The organism is Actinomadura montaniterrae (assembly GCF_008923365.1).
GTDB classification, from domain to species: domain Bacteria; phylum Actinomycetota; class Actinomycetes; order Streptosporangiales; family Streptosporangiaceae; genus Spirillospora; species Spirillospora montaniterrae.
The window spans coordinates 31,046-48,818 of record NZ_WBMR01000053.1; the positions used below are offsets into that span (position 1 = coordinate 31,046).

The following is a 17,773-nucleotide window of genomic DNA, read 5'->3' on the forward strand; positions in this document are numbered from 1 at the left end:
CGGCACCCCGACACGCCCCGGGAAAGACCGGCCCCATGGCTCCACCCTCCCGGCCCCGATAGGCTCGACGATATGAGTGTTCGGCGGGTGATGGGCATCGAGACCGAGTACGGCATCTCCGTACCCGGACAGCCAGGGGCCAACGCGATGGTGACCTCCAGCCAGGTCGTCAACGCCTACCTCGCGGCATCGGCGGCACGGGCCCGCAGAGCCCGCTGGGACTTCGAGGAGGAGAACCCCCTCCGCGACGCCCGCGGCTTCGACCTCGCCCGCGAGGTCGCCGACCCCACCCAGCTCACCGACGAGGACCTCGGCCTCGCCAACATCATCCTCACCAACGGCGCCCGGCTCTACGTCGACCACGCCCACCCCGAGTACTCCGCGCCCGAATGCACCAACCCCCGCGACGCAGTCATCTGGGACAAGGCAGGCGAACGCGTCATGGCCGACGCCGCCGCCCGCGCCGCCATGGTCCCCGGCACCCACCCCATCCAGCTCTACAAGAACAACACCGACAACAAGGGCGCCTCCTACGGCTGCCATGAGAACTACCTCATGCGCCGCGAGACCCCCTTCGCCGACATCGTCCGCCACCTCACCCCCTTCTTCGTCTCCCGCCAGGTCGTCTGCGGCGCCGGCCGCGTCGGCATCGGCGTCGACGGACGCGGCGACGGCTTCCAGATCAGCCAGCGCGCCGACTTCTTCGAAGTCGAGGTCGGCCTCGAGACCACCCTCAAGCGCCCCATCATCAACACCCGTGACGAACCCCACGCCGACCCCGAGAAGTACCGCCGCCTCCACGTCATCATCGGCGACGCCAACATGGCCGAGCTGTCCACCTACCTCAAGCTCGGCACCACCTCCCTCGTCCTCGCCATGATCGAGGACGGCTTCCTCACCGTCGACCTCTCCGTCGACATGCCCGTCGCCGCCCTGCGCGCCGTCTCCCACGACCCGTCCTGCAAGCACCTGCTCACCCTCCGCGACGGCCGCAAGATGACCGCCGTCCAGCTCCAGATGGAGTACCTCGAGCAGTCCCGCAAGTACGTCGAGGACCGCTACGGCGCCGACGTCGACGAGATGACCAAGGACGTCCTGGACCGCTGGGAGTCCGTCCTGCACCGCCTCGGCGACGACCCCATGCAGCTGTCCCGCGAGCTCGACTGGGTCGCCAAGCTCGCCCTCCTCGAGGGCTACCGCAGCCGCGACGGCATCGACTGGTCCCACCCCCGCCTCCAGCTCGTCGACCTGCAGTACGCCGACATCCGGCCCGACAAGGGCCTCTACAACCGCCTGGCGTCCCGCGACCGCGTCGAGCACCTCATCACCGAGGCCGAGGTCGAGCGCGCCATCGACGACCCGCCCGAGGACACCCGCGCCTACTTCCGCGGCCGCTGCCTGCGCCAGTACGCCGACTCCGTGGCCGCCGCCTCCTGGGACTCCGTCATCTTCGACGTGCCGGGCCGCGAGTCGCTCCAGCGCGTCCCGACCCTGGAGCCGCTCCGCGGCACCAAGCAGCACGTGGGCGCCCTGCTGGACCGCTGCCGCACCGCCGCCGACCTGGTGGCCACGCTGACCGGCCAGGGCTGAGCAGAGCCCCTCGAGGGGCTGACACGCGGGCGCCGTCCGATCTTGGACGGCGCCCGTTGGATAGTGCCACTATCGAGTGGCGTCCCGCACTGACCTGCGACGACGGGCGATGTCGCGGTTTCGTGACCGCTTTGCCTGTTTCACCGGTCCGCGGACGGGCGATAACCGGATCAGGCCCCCGACGCCTGCAGCGACCCGGACGAAACGGACCATAAGATCCGCTCGTCTAGGAAGATCGGAGATAGGGTCGGGGTACCGGCAAGAAGCGGAGGTACGGAATGGCCACGAAGGACACCGGCGGTCAGAAGCAGACCACCCGGCGCACGGAAGAGGTCGAGGAGACCGAGGCCACGACGACCGAAGACGTCCAGGAGCGGCAGGAGAAGCTCACCGACGACGTCGATTCAATTCTCGACGAAATTGACGAAGTTCTCGAAGAGAACGCAGAGGAATTTGTTCGCGGTTTCGTGCAAAAGGGCGGTCAGTGAATAAAACGGACATAATGCCCAAGATGCGAAACGGGTAATTCCTCGACCGGGCAAATATTCGAATACTCGATTCAAGGCATGGGCGGACAGGTTAAAGTCTCGCCCATGTCTCATAAGAAATGCCGCGACTGTGGCGAGACCAAACCCGCGACGGACTTCTTCAAGCGAGCCGCGTCCGCAGACGGCCTGGCCCTGTACTGCAGGGAGTGCTTCGGGCTGCGGAACGCGGCGTCGAAGCGTAGGAGGCAGGAGCGCCTCGGAAAGCCCGTAAAGCCTTACCAGAGGCGCCGCAAAGTTCCAGATGGGATGAAGTACTGCCCTCGGTGCGAAACGGTCAAGAACGTCGACGAATTCGGGAGCAATCGCTCGAAGGCGTCCGGTCTCTCTACATATTGCAAGCCCTGCCACAATCAGGTGATCGCCGAGCATAAGGGGGAGAAGCACGGGGGGCAGCGCAACTACATGCTCAAGCTCCGCTACGGGGTGACGGAGCAGGAGGTGGCGCGGATGGTCGCCGAGCAGGGCGGCGTCTGTGTCATCTGCCTCCGAGCGCCGGCGAAGCACGTCGACCACAGCCACCTCACAGGTCTGGTCCGCCGGATCCTGTGCTTCAAGTGCAACGGCGGGCTCGGCCAGTTCCACGACGATCCCGCCCTGCTCCGCCTCGCGGCGGACTACCTCGAACTGCGCGGCGCGCACGCGCGGCGGCTGCGGATCGAGATCGGAGCGCCGGTCCTCGGCGGCCCGGATCGCGTCCGCTGGGACCCGTTCTGGCGGACGCGCGGGGACAGCCTGCAGTCGGCGCGGCACTACCACCTGCGCAGGAAGTACGGGATCAACGACGAGGACGCCAAGTGGCTCCTGAAGCTGCAGGTCGGTTACTGCGCCGTCTGCTGCGACCGGCCGGCGGAGCACGTCGACCATGACCACGTCACCGGTGCGGTGCGGGGCCTGGCCTGCTCGAGCTGCAACACGGGCATGGGGCAGCTGAGGGACGACCCCATAACCCTGCGCCGGGCGGCGGACTACGTGGAGGGGCGGCTCGTCCGGACGGTGGAGACGCCTGATGGCGGGACGCGGCTGTCGCTGACGGTTCCGGACGTGGACCCGGCGACGGTGCCGAAGGGCGGGTGGAAGGAGTTCTGGGAGGCGGACGGCCGGTACCGCAAGGAGACGCTGCCGTTCGACGAGGAGCTCGACATGCCGACGTGGGTCGGGTCGGACGAGGACGGCGCGTTCGTCTATTCCTGACCGCCCCAGGAGTGCCCCAGGAGTACGGAGCGGGGGGGCGACACGCGCACACGGCCGGCCCGTCGTGTGCGCGTGCGTTCTGTGCGGGTGGGCGGGCTTTCGCGGGGGAAGGTTCGCCGTGGGCTGACGCGGTGGTGGATCACGCGGCATGCGCCGGGTGAGGGTTGAACAGTAGGGTCGTAGGAGTCTGCGCCGGTGGGGTATGCGAGGGTCACCGGCGCCTGGTGGAGGGAAGGGAGTCGCGTGGCGTCCCACGATTCGCACACCGGACGTCTGCCGGGGCTGTTCACGAGCCCGGATACGTCTTCGTTCACGGAGTTCCTGGGGGTGTACTCGCCGGAGTTGCTGCCGGGCCGGCGCGCGGTGCCGGTGTCGCCGGCGGGGGATGAGATCCCGCATGGGACGACGATCGTCGCGGTGAGCTTCCCCGGCGGGGTGGTGATGGCGGGGGACCGGCGGGCGACGGCGGGGAACGTGATCGCGCAGCGGGACATCGAGAAGGTGTTCCGGGCGGACGAGTTCTCGGCGATCGCGATCGCGGGGACGGCCGGGATCGGGATCGAGATGGTCCGGTTGTTCCAGGTGGAGCTGGAGCATTACGAGAAGCGCGAGGGCCGGACGCTGTCGGTGGAGGGCAAGGCGAACCGGCTGGCGACGATGGTGCGGCAGAACCTGGCGATGGCGATGCAGGGGCTGGCGGTGGTGCCGCTGTTCGCGGGCTATGACGAGGAGCGGGACGGGGGGCGGATCTTCTCCTACGATCCGGCGGGCGGCCGGTACGAGGAGCGGGACTTCCACTCGATCGGTTCGGGGTCGGTGTTCGCGCGGGGGTCGCTGAAGAAGCTGTATCGGGCGGACCTGTCGGCGGAGGATGCGGCGCTGGTGTGCGTGCAGGCGCTGTACGACGCGGCGGACGACGATTCGGCGACGGGCGGTCCCGATCTGACGCGGCGGATCTTCCCGGTGGTGGCGACGGTGACGTCGGAGGGGTATCGCCGGCTGGGTGAGGACGAGGTGGGCGCGTTGGCGCAGGCCGTCGTGGATGGACGTTACGACTCGCCGGGCGGTCCGACCGCCCCGCTGCGATAGAAGGGATCCGACCGGTGTCCATGCCGTTCTATGTGTCGCCCGAACAGCAGATGAAGGACAAGGCGGACTATGCGCGCAAGGGGATCGCGCGTGGCCGCAGTGTGGTGGTGCTGCAGTACGACGACGGCATCCTGTTCGTGGCGGACAATCCGTCGCGTGCGCTGCACAAGATCAGTGAGATCTATGACCGGATCGCGTTCGCGGCGGTGGGGAAGTACAACGAGTTCGAGAATCTGCGGCTGGGCGGGGTCCGGTACGCGGACATCAACGGGTACCAGTACGACCGTCGTGATGTGACGGCGCGGGGTCTGGCGAACGTGTACGCGCAGTCGCTGGGGACGATCTTCACGGAGACGAACAAGCCTTATGAGGTGGAGTTGGTCGTCGCGGAGGTGGGCGAGGACGCGGAGACGGACCAGATCTACCGGCTGACGTTCGACGGGTCGGTGGCGGATGAGCACGGGTACGTGGCGATGGGCGGTCAGACGGAGTCGGTCGCGCAGGCGCTGAAGGACGGGTACGAGGAGGGGGCGTCGCTGGAGGTGGCGCTGCGGACGGCGGTGCGGGCTCTGGAGGCGCAGGATTCGGATCGGCGGCTGGAGGCGAAGTCGCTGGAGGTGGCGGTGCTGGACCGGAACCGGGAGCACCGGTTGTTCCGGCGGTTGCCGGCGCGGCGGATCGAGGAGTTGCTGGCGGCGGGCGACGGTGGTTCGGCCGGGGGGTCGGCGGGGTCGTCCGGTGGGTCGTCGGCGGGTCCGTCGGTGGAGGATGTGGACGACGTGCTGGGCGACGGCAAGGACTGATCGGCCGTCGGCGGCGCCGGGGGATTGTGGCGCCGGGGTGAGTTTGGCCCGTCGTGGCCGGGTGGTGTGGTGCCGTCCGGCCGCGGCGGGTTTGTTTCGTGGGGGAATCGGTGGGCTTTTGAGACTGCCAAGTCGGGGCCGGGCCGCATAGGGTCGTGGTGTGGACAGGCGCATCTTCGGGCTTGAGAACGAGTACGGCGTCACTTGCACCTTCCGCGGTCAGCGGCGGTTGTCACCGGACGAGGTGGCCCGCTACCTGTTCCGCAGGGTGGTGTCCTGGGGCCGGAGTAGCAACGTGTTCCTGCGCAATGGCGCGCGGCTCTACCTGGATGTGGGCAGCCATCCGGAGTATGCGACGCCGGAGTGCGACAGCGTCGTGGATCTGGTGACGCATGACAAGGCGGGGGAGCGGATCCTGGAGGGTCTGCTGGTGGATGCGGAGCGGCGGTTGCGTGAGGAGGGGATCGCCGGCGACATCTACCTGTTCAAGAACAACACGGATTCGGCGGGGAACTCGTACGGGTGCCATGAGAACTATCTCGTGGGGCGGCATGGGGAGTTCGGGCGGCTGGCGGACGTGCTGATCCCGTATCTGGTGACGCGGCAGATCATCTGCGGTGCGGGGAAGGTGCTGCAGACGCCGCGGGGTGCGGTGTACTGCGTGTCGCAGCGGGCGGAGCACATCTGGGAGGGCGTGTCGTCGGCGACGACGCGGTCGCGTCCGATCATCAACACGCGGGACGAGCCGCATGCGGACGCGGAGCGGTTCCGGCGGCTGCATGTGATCGTCGGTGACTCGAACATGAGCGAGGCGACGATGCTGCTGAAGGTCGGGGCGACCGACCTGGTGCTGCGGATGGTGGAGGCGGGGGTGGTGATGCGTGATCTGACGCTGGAGAACCCGATCCGGGCGATCCGGGAGGTCAGTCATGACATGACGGGGCGGCGGAAGGTGCGGTTGGCGAACGGGCGCGAGGCGAGTTCGCTGGAGATCCAGAAGGAGTACTTCGGGAAGGCGCGGGACTTCGTGGACTCGCGGGGCGGGGACGTGACGGCGAAGCGGGTGCTGGATCTGTGGGAGCGGACGCTGCGGGCGGTGGAGACGGGCGATCTGGACCTGGTGTCGCGGGAGATCGACTGGGTGATGAAGTACAAGCTGATCGAGCGGTACCGGCGGAAGTACGATCTGCCGTTGTCGTCGCCGCGGGTGGCTCAGCTGGATCTGACGTATCACGATGTGCATCGTGATCGGGGGTTGTACTACCTGCTGGAGAAGCGGGGGTCGGTGGAGCGGGTGTCGCGGGATCTGGACATCTTCGAGGCGAAGTCGGTGCCGCCGCAGACGACGCGGGCGCGGCTGCGGGGGGAGTTCATCCGGAAGGCGCAGGAGAAGCGGCGTGATTTCACGGTGGACTGGGTGCATCTGAAGTTGAACGATCAGGCGCAGCGGACGGTGCTGTGCAAGGATCCGTTCCGGTCGGTGGACGAGCGGGTGGACAAGCTGATCGCGGGGATGTGACGGCGGGTTCCGGGGGCCGTCGCGGGGGCGGCGGCGCTTGGGGCGGGTGTGGTCGGTGCGTCTCGCGTGGTGTGGGCTACCGGCTGGTCACTTGGGGGGTAGGGTGAGCGCGCAGCAGCGCTCATCACCCCCTGAAGGACCCGTATGCGCCGTCGTGTTCTCCGTCGTGTCGTCGCCGTGCCCGCTGTCGCCGTTCTGGCGGTGCCGCTGTTGGCGGGTTGTTCGGGCGGTTCGGATGTGAAGGTGTCGGTGAAGGGCGCGTTCGGGCGTCTGCCGGAGGTGTCGTTCCCGAAGGGCGGTCCGGAGGGGTCGCTGGCGGTGAAGACGCTGAAGGAGGGGAAGGGCGCGGCGGCCCGCAAGGGTGATCTGGTGATGGCGGACTATGTCGGGTACCGCTGGAACAAGTCGGGCAAGAAGCTGGTGGCGAGCAGTTACGCGGACGGGCGTCCGGGGTTCTTCTCGACGTGGCAGCTGGTGCCGGGTCTGGTGAAGGCGTTGGAGGGGGCGCGGCCGGGGTCGCGGGTGGTGGCGCGGATTCCGCCGAAGGACGGGTTCGGGTCGGCGGGTGACGCGGGGCATCAGGTGGGTCCGGGGGACACGCTGGTGTACGTGCTGGACGTGCTGGGGGTGTATTCGGGCAAGGCGGGGCCGCATGGGGTGAAGCAGGCGCCGTTGGACGATCCGTCGTTGCCGAAGGTGTCGGACGCGCCGGCGGGGCAGGCGCCGGTGGTGACGGTGCCGAAGGTGGCGGCGCCGAAGCGGTTGCAGGTGCGGACGCTGGTGCGGGGTGATGGGCCGGTGCTGCGGAAGGGGCAGCTGCTGGCGACGCAGTATGCGGGGTATTTCTGGCGTGATGGGCGGGTGTTCAATTCGTCGTGGTCGGCGGGGCATCCGTTCGGTGTGGTGGTGGGGACGGGTCAGGTGATGAAGGGCTGGGATCAGGCGTTGCTGGGGCAGCGGGTGGGGAGCCGGTTGCTGCTGGTGGTGCCGCCGGCGTTGGGGTACGGGTCGAAGGGGTTGGCGCAGTACGGGATCCGGGGGTCGGACACGCTGGTGTTCGTGGTGGATCTGCTGGGCGCCCATTGATCTGAGTTCGTCGGTCGGCCGTCGCCGGGGGCGTTGTCGTCTCTGGTGGCGGCCGTCGCGCGTTTCTATGTTTTATCTGCGCTGTTCTTAGAATGGCGGGGTGGAGGACATCGAGGCGGTGGCGCTGCTGCAGGATCCGGTGCGGCGGCGGTTGTACGAGTTCGTGGTCGGGCGCGGCCGCGAGGTGGGGCGCAACGAGGCGGCGGAGGCCGCGGGGGTGGGGCGGACGCTGGCGGCGTTCCATCTGGACAAGCTGGTGGACGGGGGTCTGCTGGAGGCGGGGAGCCGGCGGTTGTCGGGGCGTTCGGGGCCGGGTGCGGGGCGTCCGGCGAAGGTGTACCGGCGGTCGGCGGGGGAGCGTGCGGTGTCTTTGCCGGCGCGTGATTACCGGACGGTGGCGGGTCTGCTGGCGGAGGCGGCGGAGCGTGCGGGGCTGGACGGGGAGGTGCAGGAGGCGGCGCGCCGGGAGGGGGCGGCGCTGGCGGCGGGGGAGCCGTGCGGTGATCTGGACGCGTTGGCGAAGGTGCTGGTGGCGCGCGGCTACGAACCGGTTCTCGAGAGCGCTGAGGGCGATGGAGGCGTTGAGGGCGGTGGCGGGCCGGTGCTGCGGATGCGCAATTGCCCGTTCCATGCGGTGGCGGAGCGGTTCCCTCCGCTGGTGTGCGGGATGAACCTGGCGCTGCTGGAGGGCCTGGTGGAGGGTTCCGAGGGGGTGCGGGTGCGGATGGACGCGCGGCCGGGGTGGTGCTGCGTGGTGGCCGAGCCTTCTAAAAACAATCAAGATTGACATAGAAGCGGAGGGCATGGTGAGGTGGCGCCATGACCGCACATGAGGGCGCTCGCGCCGGCCTCCATCTCGCCCAGTTCAACGTCGCCACGCTCCGCCACCCGCTGGACGATCCGCGGACCGCGGACTTCGTGGCGCTTCTCGACCCGGTGAACGCGGCCGCCGACGGGGCGCCCGGGTTCGTGTGGCGGCTCGTCGAGGAGGGGCAGGCGGACGCGACGCGGATGCGCCCCGCCGGCGACGACGTGATCATCACCTTCTCGGTGTGGGAGTCGCAGGAGGCGCTGTGGGACTTCGTGTACCGCAGCACGCACCTGGCGGCGATGCGGCGGCGCCGCGACTGGTTCGAGCGGCACGCGGAGGCGCACGTGGTGCTGTGGTGGATCCCGGCCGGGCGCGTCCCGACCGTGGAGGAGGCGATGGAGCGGCTGCGGCTGGTGCGCGAGGAGGGGCCGTCGCCCCGCGCGTTCACGTTCGCGGCGGCGTACACGGCTGAGGAGGCCGCGGCCGCCGGCGCGGTGGCGGAGGGTGCGGAGCCCGCGGCGCTGTGAAGGCGGTTCCGGTTCCGGGGCCGGTTCCGGGGCTGTGGCGGGGGCGCCGGCCCCGGCGCGTCAGCCGAGGAGGGCGGCGGTGTGGCGGCCCGCGGCGGCGGCCGTGAGGAAGTAGGGGAGGTCCTCGTCGAGGCGGCGGCCCATGGTGGACAGGCGGACGCCCCAGTCCTTCTCGGCGGCCCTGAGCGTGTCGTGGAGGCCGTCGACGGGGACGGGGACGAGGGTGTGGCGGTCGCCGAGCGGGGCGGCCTCGGCGGCGACGCGGGCGCCGAACGCGCCGCCGAGCTCGGGGACGGGGACGTCGGCGCGGGCGAGGGCGACGCGGCCGTAGGCGGTGAGGGAGTGGTGGGAGACGCCGATGTGGCGTTCCCGCTTGTCGCCCTCGCTGACGCGCAGGGACGCGACGGGGCGGCCGTCCAGCACCGACGCGGCGTTGACGGCCTCGCCCGCCGAGACGCCGGAGAACCCCCATTTCGTGCCGGTGCCGAGGTTGCCGGGGCCCTGGGCGAGGACGACGGCGTCGGCGTCGAGCACCAGCCGGGCCGCGAGGAGGCCGGTGTGGACGGTGACGGCCTCCAGGTCGCCGCCGAACGCCTGCCCGGCGGTGACGGTGGCGGCGAGGGCGCCGGCGTCCTTGAGGCGGGCGATGGACATGGAGAACCAGGACGGCAGCGCGCCGCCGTCCGGCATGAGGTAGACGATCCGGGCGCCGGGGCGCGCGGCGAGCAGCCCGGCGAGGATCGGCGCGAGGGCGGAGTGCAGGTCGGCGATGACGACGGGCATGCCGCCGAGGGAGTCGGCGTCGCGGAGGACCTCGTGGTGGGGTGAGTCCTGCTCGTCGGCGCCGAGGACGGTGGCCTGCAGCGGGGTGTAGCGGGCCTTGACGAGGTGGCCGGGGCCTGACGGGTCGGGCGGAAGCCGGTCGGGGACGGCGACGACCATGGCGTAGCCGCCGGTGCCGAGGCCCAGCGCCAAGGCCGTAGTGTTGAGCAGGACGGTGTCGCCGGGCTCGGGGCGTCCGACCAGGTCGGGGTAGGCCAGTGCGCGGTGCGCGCCGTCGCCCCCGATCACGACGTCGAGTTCGACCGCCCCCGGCCATTCGCGGCGGATGCCCTCTACTGTGCCTTTGCGCCATCGGATCACACCGGGAAACGGTAGCGTCCTGGGCGACGGGCGGGGGCGCGATCGGGCCGCCGGCCCGGCCGGGGCCGCCGGAGGCCGCGGAGCGGAGGGGCGGAGCGCGAGGCTCCGCGGAAGGGGTTGGTGGCGAAGTGTCGCGGCGCAAGACCGAGCGCCTGCTGAATCTGGTGGTCTGCCTGCTCGCCACCCGGCGCTATCTGACCGCCGAGCAGATCCGGCGGGCGGTGCCGGGCTACCCGGACTCCGACGAGGCGTTCAAGCGGATGTTCGAGCGCGACAAGGAGGAGCTGCGCGAGCTCGGCGTCCCGCTGGAGGTCGGCAGCGACCAGCAGGGCGGCGGCGGTGAGGAGATCGGGTACCGGATCCCTCCGCAGGCCTACGAGCTGCCCGACATCCACCTGACGCCGGACGAGGCGGCGGTGCTGGGGCTGGCGGCGCGGGTGTGGCAGCGCGCGAGCATGGCGGAGGCCGCCTCCGGTGCCCTGTTGAAGCTGCGGGCGGCCGGGGTCGAGACGGACGTGACCACGGCGGTGGGGGTGGAGCCGCGGGTGAACACCGGCGATCCGGCGTTCCCGGCGCTGTGGGAGGCGGTCCGCGACGGCCGTCCGGTGGCGTTCGACTACCAGGGGATCGGGCGGACGTCGGTGGCGCGGCGGCATCTGGAGCCGTGGGGCGTGGTGTCGCGGCGGGGCCGCTGGTACGTGGTGGGGTTCGACCGGGACCGCGAGGAGGAGCGGGTGTTCCGGCTGAGCCGCATCGTGGGCGAGGTGGCGGCGGACGGCCCGGACGGGTCGGTCACGGTCCCGGACGGGGTGGACGTGCGGAAGATCGCGTTCGACTGGGGCGACCCGGTGACCGAGCCGCGGCCGGCGACGGTGCGGCTGCGGGCCGGTGCGGCGCAGGGTCCGCGGCGGTGGGCGCGGGACGTGCGCCCGGCCGGGGACGGGGAGTGGGACGAGGCGGTCCTGACGTTCCGTGACGTGGAGCGGTTCGCGCCGTACCTGGCGCGGTTCGCCGATGACGTGGTGGTGCTGGATCCGCCGGACCTGCGGGAGGCGGTCATCCAGCAGCTGAAGTCGGTGCTGGGGTGAGCGGGGCGATGGCGAACGCGAAGACGGGCAAGGCGCCGGCGAAGGCGGGCGTGAAGGCGGGCAAGGCGCCGGCGACGACGTCGACGGACCGGCTGGCGCGGCTGCTGGCGCTGGTGCCGTACGTGGTGAACCGCGACTCGGTGCTGCTGGGCGAGGCGGCGGCGGCGTTCGGGGTGACCGAGAAGCAGCTGATCGACGACCTGAACCTGCTGTGGTGCGTGGAGCTGCGCGCGCCGGACCCGTACTGCCCGATCGACCTGTCCTACGAGGGCGGGGAGATCACGGTGGCGGAGGCGGAGTCGATCGCGCGGCCGCTGCGGCTGAAGGTGGACGAGGCGTCGGCGCTGCTGGTGGCGCTGCGGATGCTGGCGGGCATCCCGGACCTGCACGACCGGGACGCGCTGTCGCGGGTGATCGCGAAGCTGGAGTCGGCGGCGGGCGCCGCGGCGGCGGTGTCGAGCAAGGTGGCCGTCGAGGTCGACGCGCGGGGCGGGTCGGCGGACTCGGCGCGCACCGGCCTCGGGGCGCTGCGGGACGCGATCGCGCAGGGCCGCCGCGTCCATCTGCGGTACTACGTGCCGGCGCGGGACGAGAACACCGAGCGGGACGTGGACCCGATGCGGCTGCTGGTGGTGGAGGGCAACACCTACCTGGAGGGGTGGTGCCGGCGGGCGGAGGCGGTGCGGCTGTTCAAGCTGGACCGGATCTTCGACCTGACGGTGCTGGACGTGCCTGCGGAGGTGCCCGAGGAGGCGGAGCCGATCGACGTGGACGCGGGGCTGTTCCGGCCCTCGCCGCAGGACGTGGCGGTGACGCTGGAGCTGACGGCGCGCGGCCGGTGGGTGGCGGACTACTACCCGTGCGAGAGCGTGGAGGAGCTCGGGGAGGGGCGGCTGCGGGTGGTGCTGCGCACGCCCGACACGCGGTGGGTGCGGGGCCTGGCGCTGCGGCTCGGCGACCAGGGCCGGGTGGTGTCGCCGGAGGAACTGGCCGACGGCGTCCGCGACGACGCGTCCCGCGCGCTCGCGCTGTACGGCATGGCCTGACCTCCCGCGCCGGCGCTGTACGGCATGGCGTGATCCCTCCATAGGGGCTGGGCGGGCGGCCGGATCGGTGCTCGGGCCGTGCCGGTGGGGCGCCGGGCCGGGGGATCGGCTACCGTGGCGGGCGTGTCGTGGGTTGGGGTGTCGGTGTCGCTGGGCTTCGTCGGCCTGGCCGTCCTCGCCTGGTGCGCGTTCCGCGTGTACATGGGCGTACGGCGGTTCGGGCGTGAACTGGAGCGCACCAGGCGGCGGCTGGCGCCCAAACAGTCGGCGTTGCGCGATGAACTGTCCGAACTCCAGGACGCTCGAGTGCCACAAGCGCCCGGGGACGGCGTACGATCGTCCTGAGGACCCCTGCTGAAGAGGATTGTCATGGCTGGACTGGGTACGCCCGAGATTCTGATCATTCTGGTGGTCGTTCTTCTGCTGTTCGGATCGGCGAAGCTGCCCCAGCTCGCCCGGTCCCTGGGCAAGTCGGCGCGGATCCTGAAGGCCGAGACCAAGGGCCTGCACGACGACGGAGCCGAGGACGCCAAGACCGCCCCCGCCGCCGCGGAGGCGTCGTCGGACGCGCGGGACAAGGCGGCGCGGCTGCGCGAGGAGGCGGCGCGGCTGGAGCGCGAGGCGGCCGCCGCCGACGGGCAGCGCAGCCGGGGCGCGCTGGCGTCCGGTGAGCCGATCGAGGGCGTGCCGGTGTCGGACCCGGGCCGGATGCGCCAGGGCTGACCGCCCGAGCAGGCCGCACACCCCCAGCCGAACCGAGCCCGGAAAGCCCGTCATGAAGCCCAGGCAGAGCAGCGCGCCCGACGGCCGCATGCCGCTCATGGACCACCTGCGCGAGCTGCGCAACCGGTTGATCAAGGCGATCCTCGGGCTCGTCGCCGGCGGGATCGTCGCGTGGCTGCTGTTCGACCCGATCTGGAAGTTCCTGCAGAAGCCGTACACGCGCATTCCGCAGGAGCACTGCCTGGGCGGCGAGTGCGACCTGGTGGTGCACGGGATCTTCGACGGGTTCTTCGTGCACCTGAAGGTCGCGCTGATCGTCGGGGCGGTGCTGTCGTCGCCGATCTGGCTGTACCAGATCTGGGCGTTCGTGGCGCCGGGGCTGTACAAGCGGGAGCGCCGCTGGACGTACACGTTCATGGGCGCGGCGGTCCCGCTGTTCCTCGCGGGCGCCGCGCTGGCGTACCTGACGATGGACAAGGGCCTGAAGATCTTCATCGGGCTCGCGCCGGGCGACACCAAGGTGCTGGTCGGCATCCAGGACTACCTCGGGTACGCCCAGGCGATGCTGCTGATCTTCGGGCTGACGTTCGAGCTGCCGCTGTTCGTGGTGATGCTGAACCTCGCCGGGGTCCTCACGCACGAGCGGATCCGCAGGTCGCGGCGGCTGATCGTGTTCGGGGTGTTCGTGTTCGCGGCGGTCGCCACGCCCAGCCAGGACCCGTTCACGATGCTGGCGCTGGCGGTGCCGACGGTGGTGCTGTTCGAGATCGCCGAAGTGCTGGCGTTCTTCCACGACCGCCGCAAGGGCCGCAGGCCCGATCCCGACGCGGAGCTGTCCGACGACGAGGCGTCGCCCCTGGACCTGGAGGCGATCGACGCCGAGCTGGAGGGCGGCGGCCGCGCCCGCTGACCGCCCCCGCCGACCGCCTGGTGGGCCCCTGGCGGGCCGGTACGGGTGCGCCGTGAGGGGACGCGTGGGAAAAGGCGTCCCGAATTGGGAATCGGGCCGGTCGAAACCGTAGGCTCGAAGACATGACCTCCCCCGACACCGCGCAGGCCGCGGACAGCCCGGCCGGGCGGTACGCGGCCTACCGCGCGCGCACCGCAGGGAACGGCCCGGCCCTGCTGGACTTCCGCACCCTGTACGACTTCGACCTGGACGCCTTCCAGATCGAGGCGTGCCGGGCGCTGGAGGGCGGCAGCGGCGTGCTGGTCGCGGCGCCCACCGGATCCGGCAAGACCGTCGTCGGGGAGTTCGCGGTCCACCTGGCGCTCACCGGCGGCACCAAGTGCTTCTACACCACGCCGATCAAGGCGCTGTCGAACCAGAAGTACGCCGACCTCGTCCGCCGCTACGGCCCCGAGAAGGTGGGGCTGCTCACCGGCGACAACAGCGTCAACGGCGAGGCGCCGATCGTGGTGATGACCACCGAGGTGCTGCGCAACATGCTGTACGCGCAGTCGCCGACGCTCGCCGGGCTGGCGTTCGTGGTGATGGACGAGGTGCACTACCTCGCCGACCGGTTCCGCGGCGCGGTCTGGGAAGAGGTGATCATCCACGTTCCGGACTCGGTGCGGATCGTGGCGCTGTCGGCGACGGTGTCCAACGCCGAGGAGTTCGGCGAGTGGCTGCACGAGGTCCGCGGCGACACCGCCGTGATCGTCGACGAGCACCGGCCCGTCCCGCTGTTCCAGCACATGCTGGTCGGGACGCGGCTGTACGACCTGTTCGTCGACACCGGCAAGGGCAAGGACCGGCAGGCCCGGCTGAACCCGCAGCTGACGCGGATGGCGGTGGAGGAGGTCCGCCGCGCCAAGGTCAACCAGGGGCGCCGCACCGGCCGCCGCCGGGCGCCGCGCCCGCAGCGGTTCCGGCCGCCGGCCCGCCCCGACGTGATCGAGCGGCTGGAGCGGGCGGGGCTGCTCCCGGCGATCACGTTCATCTTCAGCCGCGCCGGCTGCGACGCGGCGGTGCTGCAGTGCCTGCACGCGGGGATCCGGCTGACCTCCAAGGAGGAGGCGGAGGAGATCCGCGCGCACGTCGAGCTGCGCACGTCCGACATCTCGCCGGAGGACCTGCGGATCCTCGGCTACACCGACTTCCTGGAGGCGCTCGAGCGGGGCGTCGCCGCGCACCACGCCGGGATGCTGCCGACGTTCAAGGAGATCGTCGAGGAGCTGTTCACCCGCGGGCTGATCAAGGCGGTGTTCGCCACCGAGACGCTCGCGCTCGGCATCAACATGCCGGCCCGCACCGTGGTGATCGAGAAGCTCGACAAGTGGAACGGCGAAGCCCACGTCGACCTGACGCCGGGGGAGTACACGCAGCTGACGGGCCGTGCGGGGCGCCGCGGCATCGACGTGGAGGGCCACGCCGTCGTGGTGTGGGGCCCGAGCGTGGAGCCCGCGTCGGTCGCGGGCCTCGCCGGTACCCGCACCTACCCGCTGAACTCCAGCTTCCGGCCGTCGTACAACATGGCGGTGAACCTCGTCGGCGCGGTGGGGATCGAGCGGGCGCGGACGCTGCTGGAGGAGTCGTTCGCGCAGTTCCAGGCCGACCGGGCCGTGGTGGGGCTGGCGCGGCAGGTCCGCAAGAACGAGGAGGCCCTGGAGGGGTACGCCAAGGCCGCCGAATGCCACCTCGGCGACTTCATGGAATATGCGGCGATGCGGCGGCGGCTGTCGGACCGGGAGGCGGAGCTGTCCCGGGAGCGGTCGTCGGCGCGGCGCGCGGAGGCCGCGAGGTCGCTGGAGCACCTGCGGCCCGGCGACGTGATCCTGGTGCCGTCGGGGCGGCGGTCCGGGCTCGCCGTCGTCCTCGACCCGGGGGTGGGGCGCCGCTCGGACGGGCCCGCGCCGCTGGTGCTGACGGTGAACCGGTCGGTGCAGCGGCTGTCGATCCAGGACTTCCCGCGCGCGGTGGAGCCCGTCGACCGGATCCGTATCCCGAAGTCGTTCAGCCCCCGCAACCCGCAGGATCGCCGCGACCTGGCGTCCACGCTGCGCAACAAGGTGCCCGACGACGTCCGGGAGCGGCGCCGCACCCGCGGCGACTCCGCCGCCTCCGACGACACCGAGATCGCCCGGCTGCGCGCCGACCTGCGCGCCCACCCGGTGCACGGCTGCGACAAGCGCGAGGACCACGCCCGCTGGGCCGAGCGGTACCACCGCCTGGACCGGGAGACCGAGCAGCTGCGGCGCCGCGTCGAGGGCCGCTCCCAGGTGATCGCCCGGACCTTCGACCGGGTCTGCGCCGTGCTGCAGCAGCTCGGCTACCTCGACGGCGACGACGTCACCGCTGAGGGCCGCCGCCTCGGCCGGATCTACAACGAGCTGGACCTGCTGACCGCCGAGAGCCTGCGCGCCGGGCTGTGGGACAAGCTCGACCACGCCGAGCTGGCCGCGTGCGTGTCGGCGCTGGTGTACGAGTCGCGGCAGCCCGACGACGCGGCCCCGCCGCGGACGCCGACCGGCCCGTCGCAGGACGCGCTGGCGGCGATGGTACGGCTGTGGGGCGAGCTGGAGGCCGTCGAGCGCGACAACCGGGTGTCGTTCCTGCGCGAACCCGACCTCGGGTTCGCGTGGACGGCGTACCGGTGGGCGAAGGGCGACGACCTCGACGAGGTGCTGCTGGAGAGCGACCTGACCGCCGGCGACTTCGTCCGCGCGGTCAAGCAGCTGCTGGACCTGCTCGGCCAGGTCGTGGACGCCGCGCCGGAGAACTCGCACCTGCGCAAGACGGCGCGGCGCGCGATGGACGCGATGCGCCGCGGCGTCGTCGCGTACACCTCCGTCGGCTGATCGCGGGCCGGCTGATCGGGCAGCGGCCGGGTCAGCCGTCCTGCTCGGCGGGCAGCGCGAGGTCGGCGGCGACGACGGCGGCGAACGCGCCGCGGGCGGCCACCGCGACCCACAGGACGGGGACGACGGCGGCGAGCGCGACCCAGCCGAGCCCGTCGACCAGCGCCGACGTCAGCACCGCGACGATCGCCGCGCCGCCGCCGACGAACCCGGCGACGAGCGCGGCGCGCAGCGGACCGGGGCCGTCCGCGCCGGCGTCGGTGAGCCCGAACTGGTGCAGCACGCACATGATCAGCCCGAGCGAGCCGAGCGCCAGCGCGCCCGTGACGTACAGGGCGGCGGCGAGGCCGGAGGTGAGGAAGTCCGCGACGTGCCCGGCGATGGCGCCGAGGTCGCCGAGGTTCAGGAACGGCGGGAACGCCCGGTAGCCGGCGCGGTCGGTGGACAGGAACCGCTTCCAGCCGTCGCCGTCCGGGCCGTGCACCACGGCCAGGCACATCAGCAGGTTCGCCAGGATCACCTGGCAGGCCGCCCAGCGGATCCGTCCCGCGACGAGGAGCCCGCGGGTGATCAGGAAGCCGGTGGCGGTGAGCGCGACCTCGCCGGCGGCGAGGGCCGTCAGCGCGCCGTGCGAGAGGTGCGAGGCCTGCTGCAGCGTCGCCCACTGCGGATGCGCCGCGGCGACGAACAGGCTCGTCGGAACGAAGATCAGGACGCTGTAGGCCATCGCGAGCGCGAAGTGGCGGCCCCCGGTGGCGCCCGCGACGCGGGGCGCGCGGCCCGGAACCGGCTCGTCCGCCGGGTCCGG

The 17,773-nt window shown here is 71.5% G+C and carries 17 protein-coding genes; 15 read left to right on the forward strand and 2 right to left on the reverse strand.

Annotation, left to right across the window (positions count from 1 at the left end; genetic code table 11):
- Nucleotides 1-72 precede the first annotated feature (72 nt).
- From dop to F9B16_RS19765, 9 genes are all read left to right on the forward strand, one after another.
- Nucleotides 73-1,590, forward strand: a complete 1,518-nt coding sequence (dop, locus tag F9B16_RS19725) for a depupylase/deamidase Dop (RefSeq protein ID WP_151541566.1) — start codon at nt 73-75, stop codon at nt 1,588-1,590.
- A gap of 278 nt (nt 1,591-1,868) precedes the next feature.
- On the forward strand, nt 1,869-2,078 hold the full coding sequence (locus F9B16_RS19730) for a ubiquitin-like protein Pup (protein ID WP_067638008.1): 210 nt from the start codon (nt 1,869-1,871) through the stop codon (nt 2,076-2,078).
- A gap of 414 nt (nt 2,079-2,492) precedes the next feature.
- Entirely contained in the window at nt 2,493-3,329 is an 837-nt protein-coding gene (locus tag F9B16_RS19735) for an endonuclease VII domain-containing protein (RefSeq protein WP_225991775.1), read from the forward strand.
- Between the two features lie 243 nt (nt 3,330-3,572).
- Nucleotides 3,573-4,418: a proteasome subunit beta gene (gene prcB, locus F9B16_RS19740; RefSeq protein WP_151541567.1), complete on the forward strand. Its 846-nt coding sequence runs from the start codon at nt 3,573-3,575 to the stop codon at nt 4,416-4,418.
- A gap of 20 nt (nt 4,419-4,438) precedes the next feature.
- The gene (gene prcA / locus F9B16_RS19745) at nt 4,439-5,221 is read left to right on the forward strand and encodes a proteasome subunit alpha (protein WP_151541583.1); all 783 of its coding nucleotides are present in this window, start codon (nt 4,439-4,441) and stop codon (nt 5,219-5,221) included.
- A 160-nt stretch (nt 5,222-5,381) separates the two neighbouring features.
- Complete coding sequence (gene pafA, locus F9B16_RS19750) at nt 5,382-6,740, forward strand: Pup--protein ligase (protein ID WP_151541568.1); 1,359 nt, start codon at nt 5,382-5,384, stop codon at nt 6,738-6,740.
- Nucleotides 6,741-6,917: 177 nt separating this feature from the next.
- The gene (locus F9B16_RS19755; protein WP_225991776.1) at nt 6,918-7,826 is read left to right on the forward strand and encodes an FKBP-type peptidyl-prolyl cis-trans isomerase; all 909 of its coding nucleotides are present in this window, start codon (nt 6,918-6,920) and stop codon (nt 7,824-7,826) included.
- Between the two features lie 100 nt (nt 7,827-7,926).
- Nucleotides 7,927-8,613 (forward strand): helix-turn-helix transcriptional regulator, encoded by a 687-nt coding sequence (locus tag F9B16_RS19760; protein ID WP_151541570.1) that lies wholly within the window; start codon nt 7,927-7,929, stop codon nt 8,611-8,613.
- Between the two features lie 32 nt (nt 8,614-8,645).
- Nucleotides 8,646-9,164, forward strand: a complete 519-nt coding sequence (locus F9B16_RS19765) for a DUF3291 domain-containing protein (RefSeq protein ID WP_151541571.1) — start codon at nt 8,646-8,648, stop codon at nt 9,162-9,164.
- A 60-nt stretch (nt 9,165-9,224) separates the two neighbouring features.
- Here F9B16_RS19765 and F9B16_RS19770 read toward each other — a convergent pair whose 3' ends face one another.
- On the reverse strand, nt 9,225-10,307 hold the full coding sequence (locus F9B16_RS19770; RefSeq protein WP_151541572.1) for a DUF3866 family protein: 1,083 nt from the start codon (nt 10,305-10,307) through the stop codon (nt 9,225-9,227).
- A gap of 128 nt (nt 10,308-10,435) precedes the next feature.
- Here F9B16_RS19770 and F9B16_RS19775 point away from each other — a divergent pair, with 128 nt between their 5' ends.
- The 6 genes from F9B16_RS19775 to F9B16_RS19800 all read left to right on the forward strand — a co-directional run bounded on the left by F9B16_RS19775 (nt 10,436) and on the right by F9B16_RS19800 (nt 16,965).
- The gene (locus F9B16_RS19775) at nt 10,436-11,395 is read left to right on the forward strand and encodes a helix-turn-helix transcriptional regulator (protein ID WP_151541573.1); all 960 of its coding nucleotides are present in this window, start codon (nt 10,436-10,438) and stop codon (nt 11,393-11,395) included.
- A gap of 8 nt (nt 11,396-11,403) precedes the next feature.
- Complete coding sequence (locus F9B16_RS19780; RefSeq protein WP_151541574.1) at nt 11,404-12,441, forward strand: helix-turn-helix transcriptional regulator; 1,038 nt, start codon at nt 11,404-11,406, stop codon at nt 12,439-12,441.
- Nucleotides 12,442-12,564: 123 nt separating this feature from the next.
- The gene (locus F9B16_RS19785; protein WP_225991777.1) at nt 12,565-12,786 is read left to right on the forward strand and encodes a hypothetical protein; all 222 of its coding nucleotides are present in this window, start codon (nt 12,565-12,567) and stop codon (nt 12,784-12,786) included.
- A gap of 63 nt (nt 12,787-12,849) precedes the next feature.
- Nucleotides 12,850-13,164: a twin-arginine translocase TatA/TatE family subunit gene (locus F9B16_RS19790; RefSeq protein WP_404800508.1), complete on the forward strand. Its 315-nt coding sequence runs from the start codon at nt 12,850-12,852 to the stop codon at nt 13,162-13,164.
- A 52-nt stretch (nt 13,165-13,216) separates the two neighbouring features.
- Nucleotides 13,217-14,074 (forward strand): twin-arginine translocase subunit TatC, encoded by an 858-nt coding sequence (gene tatC, locus F9B16_RS19795; RefSeq protein ID WP_225991778.1) that lies wholly within the window; start codon nt 13,217-13,219, stop codon nt 14,072-14,074.
- A 122-nt stretch (nt 14,075-14,196) separates the two neighbouring features.
- Nucleotides 14,197-16,965 (forward strand): DEAD/DEAH box helicase, encoded by a 2,769-nt coding sequence (locus F9B16_RS19800; RefSeq protein ID WP_151541577.1) that lies wholly within the window; start codon nt 14,197-14,199, stop codon nt 16,963-16,965.
- Between the two features lie 31 nt (nt 16,966-16,996).
- On the opposite strand, the gene F9B16_RS50970 is transcribed toward F9B16_RS19800, so the two are convergent.
- Nucleotides 16,997-17,773, reverse strand: a 777-nt coding sequence (locus F9B16_RS50970; RefSeq protein ID WP_192808874.1) for a hypothetical protein, incomplete at its 5' end; no start/stop codon positions are given.

Coding starts and splice junctions, on each gene's coding strand:
- dop (WP_151541566.1), top strand. CDS start 73: ATGAGTGTTCGGCGGGTGATGGGCATCGAGACCGAGTACGGCATCTCC.
- F9B16_RS19780 (WP_151541574.1), top strand. CDS start 11,404: ATGGCGAACGCGAAGACGGGCAAGGCGCCGGCGAAGGCGGGCGTGAAG.
- prcA (WP_151541583.1), top strand. CDS start 4,439: ATGCCGTTCTATGTGTCGCCCGAACAGCAGATGAAGGACAAGGCGGAC.
- F9B16_RS19765 (WP_151541571.1), top strand. CDS start 8,646: ATGACCGCACATGAGGGCGCTCGCGCCGGCCTCCATCTCGCCCAGTTC.
- F9B16_RS19800 (WP_151541577.1), top strand. CDS start 14,197: ATGACCTCCCCCGACACCGCGCAGGCCGCGGACAGCCCGGCCGGGCGG.
- tatC (WP_225991778.1), top strand. CDS start 13,217: ATGAAGCCCAGGCAGAGCAGCGCGCCCGACGGCCGCATGCCGCTCATG.
- F9B16_RS19730 (WP_067638008.1), top strand. CDS start 1,869: ATGGCCACGAAGGACACCGGCGGTCAGAAGCAGACCACCCGGCGCACG.